The organism is Constantimarinum furrinae (genome assembly GCF_014295415.1).
GTDB lineage: Bacteria > Bacteroidota > Bacteroidia > Flavobacteriales > Flavobacteriaceae > Constantimarinum > Constantimarinum furrinae.
On record NZ_CP052909.1, the window covers coordinates 598,258 to 619,141 of the forward strand.

At 39.8% G+C, this 20,884-nt stretch carries 16 protein-coding genes; 7 read left to right on the forward strand and 9 right to left on the reverse strand.

What is annotated here, in order from left to right; translation table 11 throughout:
• The first annotated feature begins 3 nt into the window (after positions 1-3).
• The gene (locus ALE3EI_RS02810) at positions 4-1,374 is read left to right on the forward strand and encodes a glycosyltransferase family 87 protein (RefSeq protein WP_186990629.1); all 1,371 of its coding nucleotides are present in this window, start codon (positions 4-6) and stop codon (positions 1,372-1,374) included.
• On the opposite strand, the gene ALE3EI_RS02815 is transcribed toward ALE3EI_RS02810, so the two are convergent.
• The 9 genes from ALE3EI_RS02815 to ALE3EI_RS02855 all read right to left on the reverse strand — a co-directional run bounded on the left by ALE3EI_RS02815 (position 1,343) and on the right by ALE3EI_RS02855 (position 11,191).
• On the reverse strand, positions 1,343-1,756 hold the full coding sequence (locus ALE3EI_RS02815) for a VOC family protein (protein WP_186990631.1): 414 nt from the start codon (positions 1,754-1,756) through the stop codon (positions 1,343-1,345). The two genes, ALE3EI_RS02810 and ALE3EI_RS02815, sit on opposite strands and share 32 nt — an antisense overlap.
• A gap of 105 nt (positions 1,757-1,861) precedes the next feature.
• Positions 1,862-3,406: a carbon-nitrogen hydrolase family protein gene (locus tag ALE3EI_RS02820; protein WP_186990633.1), complete on the reverse strand. Its 1,545-nt coding sequence runs from the start codon at positions 3,404-3,406 to the stop codon at positions 1,862-1,864.
• 3 nt (positions 3,407-3,409) lie between these two features.
• Entirely contained in the window at positions 3,410-4,384 is a 975-nt protein-coding gene (locus ALE3EI_RS02825) for a deoxyhypusine synthase family protein (RefSeq protein ID WP_186990635.1), read from the reverse strand.
• Positions 4,374-5,309 carry an agmatinase gene (gene speB / locus ALE3EI_RS02830; RefSeq protein WP_186990637.1) on the reverse strand — a complete coding sequence of 312 codons (936 nt, stop codon included), beginning with the start codon at positions 5,307-5,309 and terminating at the stop codon, positions 4,374-4,376. Before speB ends, ALE3EI_RS02825 begins: the two co-directional genes overlap by 11 nt.
• Positions 5,299-6,696: a type III PLP-dependent enzyme domain-containing protein gene (locus ALE3EI_RS02835; protein WP_186990639.1), complete on the reverse strand. Its 1,398-nt coding sequence runs from the start codon at positions 6,694-6,696 to the stop codon at positions 5,299-5,301. The genes speB and ALE3EI_RS02835 overlap by 11 nt, the downstream gene beginning before the upstream one ends.
• A gap of 319 nt (positions 6,697-7,015) precedes the next feature.
• Positions 7,016-7,876 carry a pseudouridine synthase gene (locus ALE3EI_RS02840; RefSeq protein ID WP_186990641.1) on the reverse strand — a complete coding sequence of 287 codons (861 nt, stop codon included), beginning with the start codon at positions 7,874-7,876 and terminating at the stop codon, positions 7,016-7,018.
• Between the two features lie 141 nt (positions 7,877-8,017).
• A complete protein-coding gene (locus ALE3EI_RS02845) occupies positions 8,018-8,923 on the reverse strand; it encodes a geranylgeranylglycerol-phosphate geranylgeranyltransferase (RefSeq protein WP_186990643.1) in 906 nt (301 codons plus the stop codon).
• 108 nt (positions 8,924-9,031) lie between these two features.
• On the reverse strand, positions 9,032-9,970 hold the full coding sequence (locus tag ALE3EI_RS02850; RefSeq protein ID WP_186990645.1) for a mevalonate kinase family protein: 939 nt from the start codon (positions 9,968-9,970) through the stop codon (positions 9,032-9,034).
• Between the two features lie 138 nt (positions 9,971-10,108).
• Positions 10,109-11,191 carry a diphosphomevalonate/mevalonate 3,5-bisphosphate decarboxylase family protein gene (locus tag ALE3EI_RS02855; RefSeq protein WP_186990647.1) on the reverse strand — a complete coding sequence of 361 codons (1,083 nt, stop codon included), beginning with the start codon at positions 11,189-11,191 and terminating at the stop codon, positions 10,109-10,111.
• Positions 11,192-11,382: 191 nt separating this feature from the next.
• Between ALE3EI_RS02855 and ALE3EI_RS02860 the strand changes: the two genes are divergently transcribed.
• The 6 genes from ALE3EI_RS02860 to ALE3EI_RS02885 all read left to right on the forward strand — a co-directional run bounded on the left by ALE3EI_RS02860 (position 11,383) and on the right by ALE3EI_RS02885 (position 20,811).
• Positions 11,383-11,967, forward strand: coding sequence for an RNA polymerase sigma factor (locus ALE3EI_RS02860; RefSeq protein WP_186990649.1), 585 nt, complete (start codon positions 11,383-11,385; stop codon positions 11,965-11,967).
• Positions 11,964-12,698, forward strand: a complete 735-nt coding sequence (locus tag ALE3EI_RS02865) for a tetratricopeptide repeat protein (protein WP_186990651.1) — start codon at positions 11,964-11,966, stop codon at positions 12,696-12,698. Before ALE3EI_RS02860 ends, ALE3EI_RS02865 begins: the two co-directional genes overlap by 4 nt.
• A gap of 14 nt (positions 12,699-12,712) precedes the next feature.
• Positions 12,713-15,955 (forward strand): CHAT domain-containing protein, encoded by a 3,243-nt coding sequence (locus ALE3EI_RS02870; RefSeq protein ID WP_186990653.1) that lies wholly within the window; start codon positions 12,713-12,715, stop codon positions 15,953-15,955.
• Positions 15,956-16,047: 92 nt separating this feature from the next.
• Complete coding sequence (locus ALE3EI_RS02875; RefSeq protein ID WP_186990656.1) at positions 16,048-17,637, forward strand: T9SS type A sorting domain-containing protein; 1,590 nt, start codon at positions 16,048-16,050, stop codon at positions 17,635-17,637.
• A gap of 203 nt (positions 17,638-17,840) precedes the next feature.
• Entirely contained in the window at positions 17,841-19,316 is a 1,476-nt protein-coding gene (locus ALE3EI_RS02880) for a hypothetical protein (RefSeq protein ID WP_186990658.1), read from the forward strand.
• Complete coding sequence (locus tag ALE3EI_RS02885; RefSeq protein WP_186990659.1) at positions 19,246-20,811, forward strand: autotransporter outer membrane beta-barrel domain-containing protein; 1,566 nt, start codon at positions 19,246-19,248, stop codon at positions 20,809-20,811. Before ALE3EI_RS02880 ends, ALE3EI_RS02885 begins: the two co-directional genes overlap by 71 nt.
• Positions 20,812-20,884: the final 73 nt, after the last annotated feature.

Genomic DNA, 20,884 nt, shown 5'->3' on the forward strand with positions numbered 1-20,884 from the left:
AAAATGCTGGAGTACATAAAAACACATCGCATTGCTTTTCTTCTGATGCTCGCCTGTGTTTTATTTTATCTCAGTTTTGGTTATGATCTGGAACGCAGCGACCACATCAAATTGTTCTCAATTTATGCGGCTCTGTTTTATTTAAGCTGGAAAATTATCCAAACCAACAAAGGTAATTTCTGGCTTTTGGCTGGTTTCGGAATTTTTTGCCGATTCCTTTTTATAGGGGCATTGCCCAATCTATCGCAAGATTATTTTCGTTTTCTTTGGGACGGACGTTTAATTCTGAAAGGGGTAAGTCCGTATGCCATGTCCCCGGAAATGATCATGGAACACGCTCCGGGACTCATTGCTCAAGCCGAACAGCTTTTCAACGGCATGGGGAAGCTTAGCACCGTGCACTTTAGTAGTTATCCACCCGTAAATCAATCACTATTCGCACTTTCGGCTTTATTTGCGGGCAAAAGTATATTGGGGCAGGTAATTGTAATTCGGCTGATATTGATTGCCGCAGATATTGGTATTTTATACTTCGGAAGGAAGATCCTTCAGCATCTTAAAGTTGATGGACATCGCATCTTCTGGTATTTTTTAAACCCTTTTATCATCATCGAACTTACCGGAAACCTCCATTTTGAAGGCGTGATGTTATTCTTTTTCATTGGGTCGATGTATCTGCTACTGAAGTCGAAATGGCTATGGGCAGCGGTACTTTTAGGGCTTTCCATTTCGGTAAAACTGATCCCCTTTCTGTTTCTACCTTTGTTTTTCCAATGGTTTATAAAGAAGTATCAGACGAAGACAGGTCTCATGAAGTTGATAGGATTTTATGTAGTCTGTGTACTTACTGTGGCACTTACATTTCTACCGTTTATTTCTTCGGAATTGATCTCTAATTTTGGAGCGACGCTTAGTTTATGGTTTCAGAATTTCGAATTCAATGCCAGTATTCATTACGTGATTCGATGGATCGCCTTTAAGGTTGTAGGATGGAATATTATAGAAACCACAGGAATGATACTGTCTGCCATCGTGTTTGCAGGAGTTTTGGCAATGGCCTTCTTCCGAAGAAACCATTCGGCAGTAAATCTTTTTACCGCAATGGTATTGTCTGTTTCGCTGTATTTTTTATTATCGACAACCGTCCATCCCTGGTATATCGCGACGCCATTACTACTCTGTATAGTTACGCGATATCGATTCCCGCTACTCTGGAGTATTTTAATCGTTTTGAGCTATTCGGCTTATGGGAACGACGCTTTTGAAGAAAATATGTTGCTAATTGCCATAGAATACGCTGTCGTTTTGGGATACGCCGGCTGGGAGATCTTTTTTAAAAAGCCTACACTTCAAATACAGCCCCAGCATCCTTAAAACACTTAAACTCGATGATATACCCATTGGGGTCGCGTAAGAAGAACGACTTATGAGCCCCTTTAGAGCCTGTAAGGAACGATGTTTTATCGATGTACAGAAAGTTCTCAGCATGCATTTTCTTATACAATGTATTCCAGGTGCTATCGGGTAGTAATATTCCGAAGTGAAAAGAAGGAAGAACGGTATTCTCGAACGTATAACTGGGATAATCGAATTTAAATTTCCCCGATTTAGTAAAGGTTAGCTGATGGTCAAAAAGATTGATATCCACCCAGTTTTTAGCACTTCTCCCTTTGGCTGCTCCCAGAATTTGGGTATAAAACTTCTCGGTAGCTTCTATGTGCATACAGGGTAGCGAAATATGAAATCTGTTTTCCATATTGCAAAAGTTTAACAGTATTAAATTACGAAATATTTCAATATCCGATACTGCATTCTAAAAAGATGCCTGTATTATTTTTTAAGCTTTTTGGAGGGTGTCCTGTTAGTTACTTTCTTTAGCATTTACACGAATTACATCGTAAAAATCCTTTCTTCTGTCTTTTAAATTCTTTACAGCTCCAAAGGAATGGAGTTCTCTAAGCAGACTGAGGTCGACATCGGCCACTAATATCATTTCGGTATTGGTGGTTGCTTCGGCCTTGATCCCGTTGCTTGGAAACGAAAAGTCACAAGGCGTGAATACAGCAGATTGAGCGTATTGGATGTCCATATTCTCCACATTGGGTAAATTCCCCACACTACCGGCAATCGCTACATAACATTCATTTTCTATGGCTCTTGCCTGTGCACACAAACGCACTCTGGAATAACCGTTTTGAGTGTCGGTTAAAAATGGAATAAATAATATATCCATTCCCTCATCGGCAAGCAGTCTTGATAATTCGGGGAATTCGGAATCATAACAAATAAGAATTCCAATTTTTCCAGAATCGGTTTCATACGTTTTCAGTGAAGACCCTTTTTGCATGCCCCAGACCTTTGCTTCATCGGGAGTAACATGGATCTTTTCATAGCGTTCCACACTTCCGTCCCGACGACATAAGTAGCCAACATTGTAGAGGTTTTCCCCTACCAATTCGGGCATACTTCCCGAAATGATGTTGATGTTATATGAGATTGAAAATTCAGACAAGCGATTTTTGATCTCTTCGGTGTGTTTCGCCAATTCTCTAATGGCTTCGGCCTCAGACAACTTATTGTGCTCGGCCATGAGCGGAGCATTGAAAAATTCGGGAAATACCGCAAAGTCGCATCGATAAGCAGAAACGCTATCAATAAAATATTCCACCTGCTGCATCAAATCCTGGAAACTATTGTAAGGTCTCATCTGCCATTGAATAAGTCCAAGACGAACCACAGTTTTGATCGCACTTGGCTTTTTAGTGGGTTTGGTATAATAAATATTGTCCCATTCCATCAAGACCGCGTATTCCCCTGAGGCTGTATCCCCTCTTAAATATCCTTTTAAAACACGGATAGGGTGAAAATCATTGGATATCTGAAAATTCAAAACAGGATCCTTAATTTCTTTCCTTTTTACCTTTTCGATATATTCTTTGGGAGTAAATTGATCCTGATATTTATGATAATTGGGCATTCTTCCTCCAAATACGATTCCCTTCAGATTAAGACTTTCACAAAGTTCCTTTCGATAATCGTAAAGACGTCTGCCGAGTCGGAGGCCGCGGAAATTTGGCGTGATAAAAACATCGATCCCGTACAACACATCGCCTTCGATACTGTGATTTTCAAAGGTACAGTCGGTAATTATATCGGCATAGGTATGTTCTTCGTCAATTTTGGTATAATCCACTACGATAGATAAAGCGCAGCCGGCAATTTCACCATCTATTTTGATTACTACCTGTCCTTCGGGGAACAACGTAATGAGCCGTTCGATCTGATCCCGTTTCCAATATAAGTCTAAGCCGGAGCCATAAGATTGCAAGGTTGCCTGTTTTAAGGCTTCGTAGTCTTCTATCGTTAAAAACTTAAGCTCAATATTTTCAATCTTTGTAACATCCATGGTTTACATGTCCAGCAAATAGGCAAAAATTAGTGGCGCCACGATGGTCGCATCACTTTCAATAATATATTTAGGGGTATTGATATCAAGCTTCCCCCAAGTGATCTTTTCATTGGGCACTGCTCCCGAATAGCTTCCATAGCTGGTGGTAGAATCACTAATCTGGCAAAAGTAACTCCAGAAGGGTGTATCTGTTCTTTCCATATCCTGATACAACATGGGAACCACACAGATTGGGAAATCTCCTGCAATTCCGCCGCCTATTTGAAAGAAACCGATACCATTTTTAGAATTGTCGGTATACCAATCGGCAAGAAATGTCATATATTCAATTCCACTTTTCATGGTTGATGCTTTCAGATCGCCTTTTAGCACATAGCTGGCAAAAATATTCCCCATGGTGCTATCTTCCCATCCCGGAACGATGATCGGTAAATTCTTCTCAGCAGCGGCATACATCCATGAATCCTTCAGGTCTATTTCGTAGTACTCTTCCAAAACCCCACTCAGTAACATTTTGTACATATATTCATGCGGAAGATAGCGCTCTCCGGCAGCTTCGGCATCTTTCCATATTTTATAGATATGTTCCTGTAGCCTTCTGAATGCTTCCTCCTCGGGAATACAGGTATCGGTAACACGGTTGAGTCCTTTTTCCAATAAATCCCATTCTTCCTGTGGTGTTAGGTCCCGATAATTGGGAACTCGTTTGTAATGGGAATGGGCCACCAAGTTCATTATATCTTCTTCCAGATTGGCACCGGTACATGAAATAATATGCACTTTATCCTGTCTAATCATTTCGGCAAATATTTTCCCTAATTCGGCAGTACTCATTGCTCCGGCCAGTGAAACCAGCATTTTTGAGCCTTGTTCTAACTGGGCTTCATAACCCTTTGCAGCATCCACCAGAGCGGCCGCATTAAAATGCAGATAATATTTTGAAATGAACTGAGAAACAGCGCCTTTAGTACTCATCGTTGTCCTGATTAAATTTTGAAATTCCTTTCTTGTCTTCGTTAAAATTGCTTTCATACTCCGACTCTTCATCGGTTTCAGAAAACTTATAACTCAACATCTTATAATACAATTTTGCAGCGAGAAAATCGGATGATTTGTCTATTTTATTTGGACAAAGTTCCACTATATCGAAACCTACCACATTGCGTTCGGCAAAAACCTGCTTTAAGAAATCAAGTGTTTCATAATAGAACAATCCACCCGGTTCCGGGGTTCCGGTAGAGGGCATGATGGAAGGATCCAGGGCATCGAGATCGAAGGTAATGAAAACGTTTTCACCAAGTGCCTCTATTACATTATCCACCCAGTAGTCGTCATTTGCCATGTCGTGAGCAAAGAACGTTTTTTCTTCGTCCATTACTGTAAGTTCGGATGCATCCATGCTCCGTATCCCCACCTGAATGAGATTGGTTGTCTGACTCGCTTCGTATACCGCGCATGCATGGTTACAGGAAGATCCCTCATACTCTTTTCGCAAGTCGGCATGTGCATCTATATGCAGCACTGAAAGATCGTCGAAACACTCATTAAAAGCCCGGATGGTCCCTATTGAAATGCTGTGTTCTCCACCAAAAACAGTAACAAATTTATTCCGAAGGATGTATTCCTTAGTCGCTTTATGAACTGCTTTAACCACCGCTTCGGGCGAGCTGTCTTCGGTGATTGGATCTGTTAAATGTATCCCCTGTTTGTATACTTCAGTTTGAGTCTCTATATCGTAAAGTTCCATATTTTCGGAGGCGTTTAAAAATGCCTCCGGCCCCTTATCGGCTCCTTTCTGCCAGGTACTTGTCCCATCATAAGGAACAGGAATTAATACGATCTTACTTTTTTCCAGCGCCGCATATTCCTGCGGGATGCCTCCATACGTTTTAGTTTGCATAACCTAAAATATCGAGCAATTGCTCACTTGTTTGTTGTTGTGAAAATAATTGTGTTGAGATGTTGCCATCTTTGTCTTTGTCTATTAATATATGTTTTGGGGAAGGAATTAAACAATGTTGCAATCCTCCGAATCCTCCTATTGTTTCCTGATAGGCACCCGTATTAAAGAAGCCTATGTAGAGCGGTTTTTCTCTCTTGAATTTTGGTAGGTAAATAGCGTTCATATGTTGCTCACTATTGTAGTAATCGTCACTGTCGCAGGTGAGTCCGCCAAGCAATACCCTTTCGTATTCATCATTCCAACGATTTACTGCCAACATTATAAATCGCTTACTTATCGCCCAGGTATCCGGCAAGGTGGTAATGAAAGAGGAATTGATCATATTCCATTTTTCTCTGTCGTTTTGCTGCTTCTGATAAAGAATTTCATAAATAGCACCACCGCTTTCTCCTACAGTGAAGCTGCCAAATTCTGTAAAGATATTAGGCACATCTACATCGGCTTCGGCACATGAAACTTTTATCTGATTTACGATCTCGTCGATCATATATTCGTAGTCGTAATCGAATGCGAGTGAATTTTTTATTGGAAATCCTCCCCCGATGTTAAGGCTGTCCAGTGTTGGACATATCTTTTTCAATTTAATATAAACCGTAAGACACTTGAGCAATTCATTCCAGTAATAGGCATTATCTCGGATCCCGGTATTAATAAAAAAGTGAAGCATTTTAAGTTCAACTTTTTTATTATCCCTTATCTGTTTCTCATAGAAGGGAACTATATTCTTGTAACCTATTCCGAGCCGGGAGGTATAAAATTCGAATTTCGGCTCTTCTTCCGAAGCAATTCGTATCCCCACTCTAAAGGATCCTTTAATTCCTTCCGTGAGCAAACCGATCTCCTCGTAATTGTCTATAATAGGTACACAGTTCTTATGACCGTTATTGATCAATCTGCTAATATTGGTAATGTATTGTTCCCTCTTAAAACCATTACAAATTACATAGGTCTTATCGCTGATCTTACCTTGTTTCTTTAAATTTTCTACAATATTTATATCGAATGCAGAAGAGGTCTCAATATGAATATCGTTTGTTAGAGCTTCAGTTAGAACATGCTTAAAGTGCGAGCTTTTTGTACAGTAAGCGTAGTTATAAGTGCCATTGTAGTTGTGCTTTTCGATGGCGTTGTTAAACCAGTTTTTGGCACGTTGAATATTCTCTGAAATTTTAGGCAGGTAGGTAAATTTTAGGGGTGCCCCGTATTCATTTACGAGTTCCATTAGATCGATACCGTGAAAATTCAGGGAACTATTATTTAGTGTGAATTCCTCTTGCGGGAAATCGTAGGTCTGACTTATAAGATCAATATATTTGGTATTCATGAAGCCTTAATTGATTTAAATATTTCTGAAAAATAACAAAAACCTCAGGTTTTGAGGAAAGAATATAGTTTTTTCTGAAAAATATCAAATACGGATGGGATTGAGCCGGAAGGCCAATCTGCGGAAAGGAACAACCAACAGGTGGGATTGTCCTGCGGAAGCTAGCTCTAAATTTCGGTTTTTTGCCTTGCAAAATGTTTTTGAATATGACTTCCTGATCTTCAAAAACCCGAACGTAAAAACACGATTCAATGGTTCAGCTAAAAGTGGCGCAAAAGAAAACAAAAAAATTGATATAATTGATCTTTAAGATACTTTTTTACAGCATCCCGAACATTTCAACTTCTTGCTTGCTCAGTATCTTCCAGTTTCCTCGAGGAAGGTCCTTTTTTGTAAGATGAGCGATAGTAACACAGTCGATCTTTACTACATCATAGCCTAGATGACTAAAAATATCACGTATCACACTGTTCCCCATGTGCTTAATTTTTAGACCGACCTCCCGCTTTGGAGCATTGTCTACATAACTCACTTCCTCAACGAATACTTCCTTCCCATCGATCTTAAGACCTTCAGCTATCTGCTGCAGGTCTGCAGCCTTTAAGTTCTTATCCAACTCTACATGAAACAAGCGCGCCATTCCTTTTTTACTTAATTTCTCCTTCAATTTGTCGTCGTTGGTAAATAATAGCAAGCCAGTGGCATTTCGCCCTAATCTTCCTATAGGCGTAACCCTCGCTGAAGTAGCATTAGCGATAAGATCCATCACTGTTTGTCCCTTAGACTCACTGGTCGTGGTGGCAAATCCCTTGGGTTTGTTTAATAACACATACGCCATGGGTTCTGGATTAATACGGCGCCCATCGAAACGAACATCATCGGTAAGTTCTACCCGATATCCCATTTCGTTCACTATTTTACCATTTACCGTTACCAGACCGGTTGCGATATAGGTATCGGCCTCTCTACGGGAGCAGATTCCACTGTTGGAAATATATTTATTGAGACGGATTCCACTCTGTTTTTTTGAAGTAGTTCCGCCTTTATTTTGCCTACCGGCTTGTTTGTTGGTGTTTTCTTTTTTGAAAGGAGCATTCCCTCTTGCACTGCTTGGTTTGCGTTTGGTATCACCACCGCGACCAGAAGCTTTTCCTTTCCCGCTTTTATCTTGTCTGCTCATTTTAATTTACTATTTACTGATACTTCCCTTTTTACAAATTATTGGGATGCAAAGATACGTGAAGAAGTTGAAAGCAGTTCGTTGAAAGTTAAAAGATTATTGGGGCTCGCTATCATTAAATTGAATGCTGAATTTTACCTTTTAAAACAATCGGTTTAATAATAGGTTAATATCGATCAAGACAATACTGAAAACACCAATTACAATAACAAACTTCAATATGTTGTGAAGTATAAGATAATGTAGTTTTCGTTTCGACATCCACAAGATACCTACAAAGACCATTAGCGCGAGTATGCTTCCGAAGAAAAACAAATACATATACCCTATTTCAAATTTAAAAATGAGCAACATAGTAGGAACAAGGGTTAGAACGCTTAAGATCGTGAGCATTATCTTGGCAGTTTGCGTACCGTAAATTACCGGGATCGTCTTATAATTCTGAACAAGATCTCCCTTCAGGTTTTCCAGATCCTTTACAAGTTCGCGCATCGCTATAAGCAGAAACAAAAAGGTTGCGTGTACAAAGATCACCAGATCAAAATTCCGGTAATAAATAAACACGGCAAAAAAAGGAACTACGGCTAAAATTGCCGCAGTAATGTTACCTACAAAGGGATACTTTTTAAGCTTATGGGAATAGAACCAGATCGCAAAAATGTAAATGCTGAAAAAAGCCACTGCCCTAAAAGAGACATAACTCGCAAAGAAGACCGAAAGAAAGTTAAGCACAAAATAGGTGCTTAATTTGGTACGCTGACTCACCAGTTTGTCCAACATGGTTTTTCGGGGTCTGTTTATCAGGTCCTTTTCACTATCATAGAAGCTATTTATAATATATCCTGCTGCAATGGCCGAAGCAGACGCCAAAACCAACATAAGTAAATTCACATCAAAAATGACCTTTCTTACGGGAAGTTCGGGGGCAAGTATATACACAGAAGTAAGGTATTGTGCGAGGATAATAATTAGAATGTTATAGCCACGCACAATGGATACCAAAGAAAACGATTTAAGTAATATGTGTTTCTGGCGACGACTAAACATTTGAGCAATAAAATATAGTGCTAAGCTACAATTTACAAAGCACAATTTAGAGTTTCGATCCTTTCATAAGTTTTACTGTATCGCCAAGAGTAGTAGAAAATCTTTGACCTAAAAATTATAGACCACTTCCAGATTATACCCCTTTAAGGCATTGCGAGCCTTATCAATATCCTGAGTAAACCCAAGCATATAACCGCCACCACCGGAGCCACATAATTTTAAATAATAGGCGTTGGTATCGATCCCTTTTTTCCACAAGGTGTGAAATTGTTTAGGGATCATAGGTTTAAAATTATCGAGAACAACTTTGGAGAGTTGTTTTATATTTCCGAACAATGATTTTACATCGCCATTGAGGAAATCGTCTACACAAGCATCGGTGTGCTTAACAAACTGATCTTTCAACATGTTTCTGAAACCCTCCTGCTTCATACTCTCCATAAAGATATGTACCATGGGTGCCGTTTCGCCCGTCGATCCGCTATCTAATAAGAAAACTGCACCTTTACCGTTTTCAGTTTGTGACGGAATCCCCGCTGGTTCAATATTATCAGTAGAATTAATTAATATGGGTAAGCTTAAATAACTGTTTAATGGATCCAGACCTGACGATTTACCATGGAAAAAAGATTCCATTTCCGCAAATATGGCTTTTAGCTGAAGTAATTTCTCACGGGTCAGATTTTCAAGGACGGTAATTTTATCCTGAGCGTACTTATCGTAAATCGCAGCTACCAAAGCACCGCTACTCCCAACTCCATAGCCCTGCGGAATACTACTGTCAAAATACAACCCGTTTTCCACATCCTGCTTTAAAGCATCAATATCGAAAGTTACTAGAGCTTTTTTCTCATTCTGTACCTCGCTAAGGTATTCAGAAAAACGTCTTAGATTTTCATTGGATCTTCTGGTCGCAATGGTCCTGTTCTCATCGATCTTTAACGCTCCATTGTAAAAATTATAAGGAATTGACAATCCTTTAGAATCTTTTATGATACCGTATTCACCAAAGAGTAAAATTTTTGAATAGAAGAGGGGTCCTCGCATAGTTCACTTAAATGATATCGTTAAAATTACAGTTTTTTAGCGTATTACAGAAATATAACGCAAAGATATAACTTACAGCATAACAAATACATATAATAATCTGAAAAACATGCTTTATTCCAAAGATTAGAATCCTGGTTATACGAGTTTTTTAGCTCCGTTACCGGCTTTATCATGAATGTATTCCCCATGCTTACAAAACTTTACAAGATCTGCTTCAATGAACGCCCTTACTGCTTCTTGTTCCGATTCAGGATATAACACATGTACATTTGCTCCTGCGTCTAACGTAAAACATAGGTTGCTTCCGGTGGACTTTCTAAACTCCCAGATTCGCTGGATAATTTGCAGCGTATTGGGCTTCATTAATATATAATAAGGCAGAGAGGTCATCATCATTGCGTGTAATTGCAAGGCCTCCGATTCAATCAGACGAATAAAGTTCTCCAGATCTCCCTTTTCGAGAATGGTTCTTAGTCTATTAAGGTTGTTGTTAGCTTCTTCAAATCGGTTGTTGGCATAAGGATGTTCGTGCATTAATTCATGCCCGATGGTGCTACTCACCTGCTTTTCTCCTTTATCTACCAGCAAAATAGTATCCCGATAATTTTTAAAAATATCGTGAACAGGAAACGAATAAGGTATGCCGAAAAGGTCACTACTTCCTTCAAAACCAGGATGACTTCCCCACAATACTAAAGGCCCTTCAATACTTCTCGCAGCACTTCCGGAACCCAAACGGGCCAAAAAAGAAGCCTTCTTACTGAAAAATGCTTCAGTCATATCAACTCCTTCCATCATCCGCTCCATATCCACAAGACATAAAGCCAGTGCACTCAATCCGCTAGCGGAAGAAGCTATTCCACTACTGTGCGGGAAACTGTTTGAGGTTTCTATGGTAAACCTATACTGTCTTAAAAAGGGCAGGTAAGGTTCGATGCGCTCAAAAAACTTTAGGACCTTAGGTTCAAAACCCACTTCTCTTTTTCCATCGAGCAACACTTCAAAATCAAATCCGGGCGTATTCTTTTTCTGAAAACTGATCTTTGTTTTGGTACAACAATGTGAAAGCGTAAAGCTTACCGAGGCATTTTTAGGAAGCTGAACGCCGTGTTTTCCCCAGTATTTTACCAGAGCAATGTTACTTGGAGCTTGCCAAGCTACACTTCCACTTTCTTTTACATTTGAATAGGTCTTCGGAATAAATTGTGCTTCCGTCATGGTTTTTATTTACGTGGTAAAGATAACAAAAGGGGTGAAGTTACCCTTAGTGTACACTTTCAAAAAAATTAATATAAAAGGTGATGACAAATGCAATCACCTTCGATGTGTAATTAAACGATTGTGAATGTGTTGCGGTATAGCATTATTTCAGATTAAAAAAAATTGTATCTTTTCCCTATCTACATACGATGGGGGAACTAAAACACATAGACACACAATTGCATCTGGTTGAAGCCGTAAAGAATAACAACGAAAAGGTTCTTAAACAGCTTTATCAGGAATGTTTTAGAAAAATTGAAGTATATATTTTGAAGAACAACGGAACTCAACCCCAGGCCAAAGACACCTATCAGGAGGCTTTCATCGCTACCTGGCAAAATGTAAAAGATGGAAAGTTCATTCCTGAAAATGAAACTGCTTTACAGGGCTACTTATATCAAATAGCACGAAATAAATGGACAGACACATTGCGATCGGCCAGATTTCGAAAAACGTCTTCCTTATCAAATACTTTTCAATTGGAAGGCAATTCGTTCGAGGAAAGTGACTCTGAAACTAATGCGCAAAATGACCTCAGGCTTACTGTAGCCATGGAATCGTTTCAGAAGTTAGGTGAAGAATGCAAACAGTTATTGAGGAGTTTCTATTTTGAAAAAAAATCACTTCGTGAAATCGCTGAAGTGTTTGCGATTGAAGAGGCCTCCGCCAGAAATAAAAAATACCGTTGTATCCAAAAATTAAGAGAACTTACATTGTCCCCAAATAGATCATGAACGAGAAAATAAACATAACCGAAAAAGAATTTGAGCGTATTGAAAAATACCTCATGGGTGATTTAAGCCCAAACGAGTTGCATCAATTCGAATTGGAGCTTCACAATGATTCCAATCTGGAAGCTAAAGTGGAAGAAGTAAAATATCTCCTTATAGGAATTGAAACGGCTTCCTTGAAGAGCCAACTAAATCAATTTCATGAAGAACTTGTCCCTTCAAAAGAAATTTCGAAATCAGCTTCAACGCGATCCCGGGCTCCCATCTATGCCATTGCTGCGGTATTTGTCGCTTTGCTCGGACTCTTCTTGTTTTTCAATACCGAATCGGAATCGGAGAAATTATTTGCAAAACACTTTGTTCCGGACCCCGGACTTCCCACCACCATGGGTACAACTGACAATTTTAAATTTTATGACGGCATGGTGAATTACAAACAGGAAGATTTTAAAACAGCCCTCGATAAATGGAATCCGCTGTTGGAAAAGAATCCGAAAAATGACACCCTACGTTATTTTATTGGAGTTGCTTATCTCGCAAACGGAGACGATCAGAAAGCGATTACCGACCTTGAACGACTCTTGAATTCGGAACCGAAATCCTTTAAAAACGAGACTGCTTTTTATCTGGGAATGGCTTATTTGAAATTGGATAATCTAGAAGAAGCGAGAAAATATCTTACCTTTAGTGATACTGATAGCGCCAAACAAGTGCTGTTAGACATTGATAACTAACCGGAAGCATTTACATGAGAATTGGGCTAAGCGGGCTTTTTATTGGGATCTTGCTTATTATATTCATATTGGGGAATCAGACCTTGACTGCACAGGAAAAAAATAAATCCTGGAAGGAATCTATTGATTATTTTCTTTCAGAAAAAGAAATAAAAAAAGCCGACTCGGTTTTACAAAGCCAACTTGCCGCCTTTACCCAGAGCAATAAAATTGATTCCCTATCCCAATTTCCATATTATATTGGAAAAGTGGCCAGTGAACAGTTAAATTCAAAGGAAGCGACCAAAAAAGCCGAAGCATTTATTCGAAATTTAAAAACCAAAACTTCAAATGCCAGGATCATTTATAAGGCCTATCTCAGTCTGGAGGAGCTCTATATTGCACTTGGAGATGACGAAAGTTCGGTAATTGCTTCGAAAGAAGCTCTGAAATATGCCCAAACACTCAGCGACGTAACTTATGATGAACTCGGAGAGATCAATTACGCCATTGGCAGTGATTATTACGCACTCTATAATTTATCTGAAGCCCTCGATTATTTCCGCGCTTCTGCCAGTGCATACGAAAGATCCAAGACCGTAGAAAAAGATGTTCTGGCCGATGCCTACAACGGAATCGCCACTGCCATGTGGACACTCAATAAATTGGATAGCGCACAGATCTATTACCACAAAGCGATAGAAAGTACAAAGGAGAGTAATTTAACCGGTTACGACCGAATTTATTATATCGTAGCCTTTCAGTTCAATCTGGCGCTGGTGATCGATGCGCAGGGAAAATTAGGAGAAGCCATCGAGATGAAACGTGCCATTATTCCTCAGCTACAAGAAATTATCGATAATAGCGATGACGAGAAGTTAGTTGTAAAGTCAAAACGCCTTTTGGCATCGTCAGTTTCAAATCTGGCTGCTTTTTATAATGATACCGGATATTTGACCAAGGCGTATGAAATGCTTCAATATTCTTATGAAAAGAAGAAAGAAGTATTTGAAATTACAAGCCCGAGAATTGCCACCGCTCTCACTCAAATTGCACTTTGTGAATTTGAATTGCGCGAATTCGACAAAAGTATTGCTACCGCAGCACTTGCTCTAAAGAACTTAAAGGGTGCAACAAGTCGATATCCCGCTGTTGAAGCCGATATTTATGCGATCCAGGCAAAGACATATGTTGCTATGGGAAATATTGAAAAGGCAAAATTGCTTTACGAAAAAGGAGATGCCATGTTCAAGGAGGCTTATCCGGAAGCAATTAGTCAGGAGTACCTTATCTTTTTAAAGGACTATTCCCAATTCTTGGCAGATAACGACGAATTTGAAAAAGCCATTGAAATAGCAACTCAAAACTATAATTATATTGCCAAAAGTGGAATTGACAATAATTTTCCGATTATCAAGGAAATGTTGAATTTATCTGAAATCCATTATAAAGCCGGAAATTATAGCGAAGCCCATATCTGGGCAGTTAAAGGGAATGCATTTTTGGACAAGCACATTCTTAAAGCGGAATCGGGTATAGATTCGGTTCAGATTGAATTCAGAAGACCATCCATAACACTTATGGAAGTGCAGTCGTTATTAAAGACTACAGAAGAAAAAGACAGTACATTCTTAATACAGCAGATTGAAAAGGTCAATAAGGCGGTATTGTCTTTGGAACAACGAAAAACCACAGCTTTTAATCTGGCCGACATCAATAACATATTGACCGAATACAAGGCATTAAATACGCTTTCCAAAAAACTTCATTATCAATTGTTTCAGCAAACCGGACGCGAAGCGCATCTCAACAAGACCATTTCACTTCACGAGTCGGGAATTTACAACCGATTACGAACACAATTCAATATAAAAAATGGAATTCGATTCGGGGCTTTGCCGGCTGCAGTAATAGAAAGAGAAAAGCAACTAAAAGAGAATATTTCGAAAGCGCTTAGCGGAGATACCACAAAGGATATTAACAGCTATTTTAAAGCCACCGAACAATGGGATACTTTCCTCGATTCACTCAAACTAAATCATTCAAAATATTATAATTTAAGGTATGCTACCATAGAGGAATCGCTTGGGGATATTCAGCAAAAAATTCCAGAAAACAGTACTGTTGTACGATATTTTTTTATTGAAAACGACCTTTATGCGTACGTGATTAACGGGAACAGCCGCCATCTGATCCCGTTAGAATTTACGAACCAATTAGAGTACATCGGGCAGCTTGGGGAAGATCAGGGAGAGCTTGAGAAAACCGCTTCTCTGCTCGCCGAACTCTACCATACCTTATGGAGGCCTCTTGAAGCCAAGATCACAACCGAGAAGGTGATTATCATTCCGGATCGAGAACTGTTTAATTTAAGTTTTGAAACACTCACACCGGATAAAATTTCAGATTTTAAAGAACTGGCTACGAATAGTTTATTAGCAAGACACATAATTTCTTACAATTACAGCTTATTTCTTCTTAAAGACGACACTACCCCTTCAACATATGAAAGAAATTTTGTCGCTTTTGCTCCCGGGTTCAGTGATAAAATGAAAAAAGAATATACAGTCTCGATCACCGATTCGTCGAATCTTGATAAAACCTATGTAACCCTTCTTCCACAACCTTTTAGTGCAGAATTAGTAGAAGAATATGCTGCTACTTTTGAGGGAACTTCCTATTTAAATGAGCGTTCCACCAAGCAGGTTTTCCGCAATAATGCAAAGGAACATAAGATCATTCATATTGGCACTCATGCCGAATCCAACAACCTTACTCCTGAATTTTCGAGACTTATTTTCGCAAAGGACATCTCTCAACAAACGACTCCGGAAGATAACTCATTATTCACTTATGAGATCTATGATTTCGATCTCGCTTCAAACTTAACCATACTTACCGCATGTGAAACAGGAAAACCCGGCTTCGAACCCGGGGAAGGTATGATCTCGCTTGCACATGCGTTTAACTACGCCGGAAGCGAGAGTATGCTTACCAGTTTATGGAAGATCGATGAGAAATCCAGTACAGAGATCATTTCATTTTTCTATGAAAATCTTGAACAAGGGATGGCGAGGGATGAGGCACTACGCAACGCAAAACTATCGTATCTCTCGACGGCTAACGGACGAACGATCGCTCCTCAATATTGGGCCGGTCTGGTACTAATTGGTGATTCAAGCCCACTCGAGTTGGATTCATCAACGCCCGTATGGTATTGGGTCGTCGGCGCAATTGTTCTCCTACTTATCTTCTTGCTTTTCTTTAGAAGAAAATAAATCTTCTGTTCGTATTCTTGAATTGAGCATGATTTTTTGATGACAATTCCATTTTTTCTCGATATACAGGTATAACCAATTAATCCACTGTTATGAGAACCTTCTTTACTTTCGCACTTTCATTAATAGGAATATTCACATTAAATGCTCAGGATCCGGCCATACAATGGCAAAATACCATTGGGGGATCGGACGGAGACTTTATGCAATCTATGGAGCCTACGTCCGATGGAGGATACGTCATTTCGGGTTTTTCCTTTTCAAATACCTCTGGTGATAAAACAGAAAACAGCAATGGAGGCATCGATATGTGGATCGTAAAGGTGGATAGCGACGGTCAGATTGAATGGCAAAACACCATAGGGGGAAGTGGGGATGACTATGCAAGTGTGGTACAGCAGACGTTGGATGGGGGCTATATAGTATTGGCCGGATCGGATTCGAACATCTCGGGTGATAAAACAGAAAACTCCCGAGGTGGGCTCGATTTCTGGATCTTAAAACTAAACAGTTCCGGAAGCATTGTTTGGCAAAAAACGTACGGTGGCGACCAGCCCGATTTCGATACTTTTGGCCAACAGACCAGCGACGGTGGGTATATCGTTGGTGGCTATTCAGATTCTGGCATTTCGGGAGACAAGACGGTTCCGTCTAACGGACAACGGGATTATTGGATCATGAAACTGGATGCTTTGGGAAATATTGTTTGGCAAAAAGGGATAGGTGGTAGTTTGGTGGATCGCGTGGAAGCTACCTTTCAGACAACCGATGGCGGGTATATGATCGGCGGGTATTCAAATTCTCCGGTTTCAGGAGATAAGACTGAGCCCAGTCTGGGATCCAGTGATTACTGGGTGGTTAAATTGGATGCCAACGGAAACATGCAATGGCAAAACACTATAGGAGGAAATGATCTCGATCTGCTTAGAGATATGATACAGACAGCAGACGGAGGATATCTTATAGGGGGGTATTCTAAATCGAATATTTCAGGAGACAAAACCGAAAATTCACAAGGTGATTTCGATTATTGGATGGTAAAACTGGACAGTAACGGAACTATTTCTTGGCAAAATACCATTGGAGGGAGCGGAATTGATTACCCACGAGATATAAAGCAGCTTGCCAACGGTCATTATGTGGTTGCAGGCTGGTCGAATTCCAACGTTTCTGGCGATAAAGCGGAAGCATCCAATGGAGGTTACGATTACTGGCTTATTAAGCTTAATGCTTCGGGTACATTAATTAGTCAAAACAGCATCGGAGGAACAGGAGATGAATCGGGTCCTTACATTCAACCCCTTGCAAACGGCGATTTTGTAATGGGTTGCTCTTCAGATTCAAATATTTCCGGAGACAAAGGTGATAATAATGAAGGCATGGATGACTATTGGATCTTTAAGGTATCGCCGACCATCTTGGAAGTAAAGGATGTAAGTGTTTTAGTGGGCATTTCGGCCTTTCCTAATCCAACTTCTGAAATGATCACATTAAAACTGGATAAGAATTATCCTGAAATATTGGTGCAAGTTGCTAATATTCTAGGCGAGACAATATCTTCAGAAAAAATAATTAATTCAGATACCACAGAGATTACTATTGACGGAAGTTCGGGTATCTATTTGGTATCGGTATTTACTTCGGAAGGCACTACTGCCACGTTGAAAGTATTAAAACAATAACTTGGCAGGCATTTACTTATTGGTAAAAAAGTCATAAAAACATACCCTGAAATTTCGGGGTATTTTTTTTGATGATGTTTTAAGGCCATTCCGATGTACATATAGGAATCGCTATAAAAGTGTTTCTGAATCTGCCCAAGATCTACTTCCCGAAGCTACCTGATGTCCTGCTTATGCTTTTTGAAATATTAAAAAGTATAGATATGAAGACCTATTTATTAACGTTTGCAGTTATCATTTCTTCAGTGGCTCTAGCTCAGGTGGGTATAGGCACTACTACCCCAAATGCGCTGCTGGATATTCAAGCCGGAAACACTTCAGCTCCATTAAACACAGATGGAATTTTAATTCCTAGAGTTTCTAACTTTCCTGCTACCAATCCCACTTCCGCTCAAAATGGGATGCTTATTTTTCTCGACACCCAAGTGGGTATTAATAGTCCAAATTTTTATTATTGGGATCACCCAAACGGTCAATGGGAAGAAATTGGAAACACTTTAGATGAAGCCTATGATCAGGACGGACCTGGGAATGGAAAAATTATTACTGCCGATAGTGGCGGCGTTTTAATCCAAGGAACTGATGGCTTACAAGTAACCGGCACCCATGGAAGTGGAGCTACCCTACCATTATCGGGAGCAGGAACGAAAATGTTCTTTTATCCACGGAAGTCGGCTTTTAGAGCAGGGGGTGTGTCGGGATCACAATGGGATGACGGTAATATTGGCAACTATTCTACTGCATTTGGATACAATACGATTGCGAGCGGAAGCTATTCTTTTGCATCGGGGTATGAAAGTGTGGCAAGTGGTGAGAACAGCGTCGCATTGTCCTCGGCTACGGCTTCAGGACTAAATGCGGTTGCCATCGGCTACAATGCCATTGCATCGGCAGATAACGCGGTTGCTATTGGAGGTGAAGCTACCGTACCAAACGCCATTGCAATTGGTGCTACCGTTACTGGAGTAAATAGTGTAGGAATACTAGGAAACGCGACTGTGGACAATTCGGTTGCAATTATGTCTGGGTCTGCGCAGGCGAATAATTCATTCGCATATTTAGGTGATGCAATGGCTTCCAATTCAATGTCTCTTGGAGGAACTGCCGAAGGAGAATACAGTATAGCTTTTATAGGCGCAACCGCAAATTCTTATGGCGAAATAGCATTAGGTTCATTTGGTGTTGATTATGCTCCGGCTTCGACTACTAATTTTGTAGAAACTGATCGCCTGTTTAGTTTGGCAAACGGTTATCGTAATTTTCCCTCTTCAACAGTATATTCAAATGCTATGATCATTTTAAAAAATGGAAATGTCGGACTTTCTATTGACGATCCTCAATTGAATCTTCAGATCGATGGAGGATTGGCATTCGAGCCAGATTCGACCATATCCGTTACCACAGATAATCAATTAATTACTGTAGGAAATACTTCTTGCATCCTCCTTACCTCAAACGGTACCGATCCCACAACCCGAACTATTATCCTTACAGACGGACTTGCCACAGGCCAAATGTTAATCATTGCGATAACCGGAAATTCCTTCAGAGGAGTCGAACTAATAGATAATACCACAAATGTGAATCTTCAGCAAACCCGCCAACTCTATGGAGGAGACACTTTATCATTATTATGGAATGGAGCCCAATGGCTGGAAACGAACTATTCAGATAATTAATATGAAAAAAATAAATTTAATTTTAGCGATTTTTGTTAGTATTATTACTCAGGCTCAGACCGTAGGCATAAATACCAATGACCCAAAATCTCTGCTGGATATACCTGCGAGAAATTCAATATTGCCTTTCTCTTCAGACGGTATACTTCCTGTTCGTGTTATTTCATTTCCATCGATAGCACCGGGTCCAAATCAAGATGCGCTATGGGTTTACAATACTAATAGTAAACAAAACTACTGGTGGGATAGCAGTCTTGCCGTTTTTGAATCCTTTCGAAATACTTTGGACCAGGCTTACGATAACAATGGATTTGGTCAAGGTAGGTTTATTCATGCCGATCATGGAGGTGTATCTATTGAAGGTGACGGTTTATACGTCTCAGGAATTTTTGGAAACGGCAACAGTTTAAACTTAACTGGAGGTGATACTAACCTGATCTTCTATCCGAAAACAGGTAGTTTTATAAAAAGCGATGAACTGACAATTACTACGACTACGGATTATGACTATAATGTAATTTTTGGTGATGGATTCAACAGTGCTCAATACGGAGCAAGGTATGCTACAATTTTCGGGGCAACTACAAGCGAAAATGCCGATGAATCTGTCAGTTTAGGCAGGTCATACTCCGGGGGGTTTAGAAACATCTGTCTTGGGTATAGCGGCACCAATGACTCTTCAAGCATTCTGATTGGAAATTCCGGAGTCGTCTATGGTTATGGTTATTGTATAGGAGAAAATACCGGAGATAGGACAAGTATGACGGTAATAGGAAATAATAATACAGGTATATCGACCGGAGTAATTGGCTATCTTATCGGTATTGGAAATAATAATAGCGGAACATTTAACACTTCACCTTATTCAAGACATTATTTTATAGGATCCAATAATACTTTTAGTAATGGTCGCGGATTTGTAATTGGCAACGATAATGCTATAAATAACGGCTTGATAATAGGGCATCAATTAGTATCCGATAGTAGGGATCAAATCTGTATTGGGTTTTACAATACCAGCTATACGCCAGATCCCGAACCCATCGACGGTCAACAACCAAATAATCGATTACTGGTTTTTGGCAATGGAACTTCAACGCAACGATCCGATGCCCTGGTGATGCTGGAAGATGGAAGAACAGGTATAGGACAATCCTTTCCGGAAGTAACCTTGCAAATCAAGGGTGGATTTTCTAGCAACCCCTCAACATATACAGCAACTTCATCGTCACTAATTATTCCCGTTGGAAATTCTTCTTATCTGACTATAAATTCCAATAACAGTCCTAGTAATAGAACTGTAGGATTTTCAGATGGAGTCGTTTATGGTCAGATGTTAACCATAGAGTGCACGGCAACCGGGAGCTTCGGAGTTAGAATTAATGACGGCGGAAATCTAACATTATCGGCATCCACTCTCGATTTGTCCGGCAATGATACCTTACGGCTTATATGGCTGGGATCTTGGCGCCAAATTGGTTACGCCAATAATTAATTGCCCTTATTCCACTCCCTATGATGACAATTTCAAAATAGTTCGATGTACTTACAGAAACCTCTAATAAGTG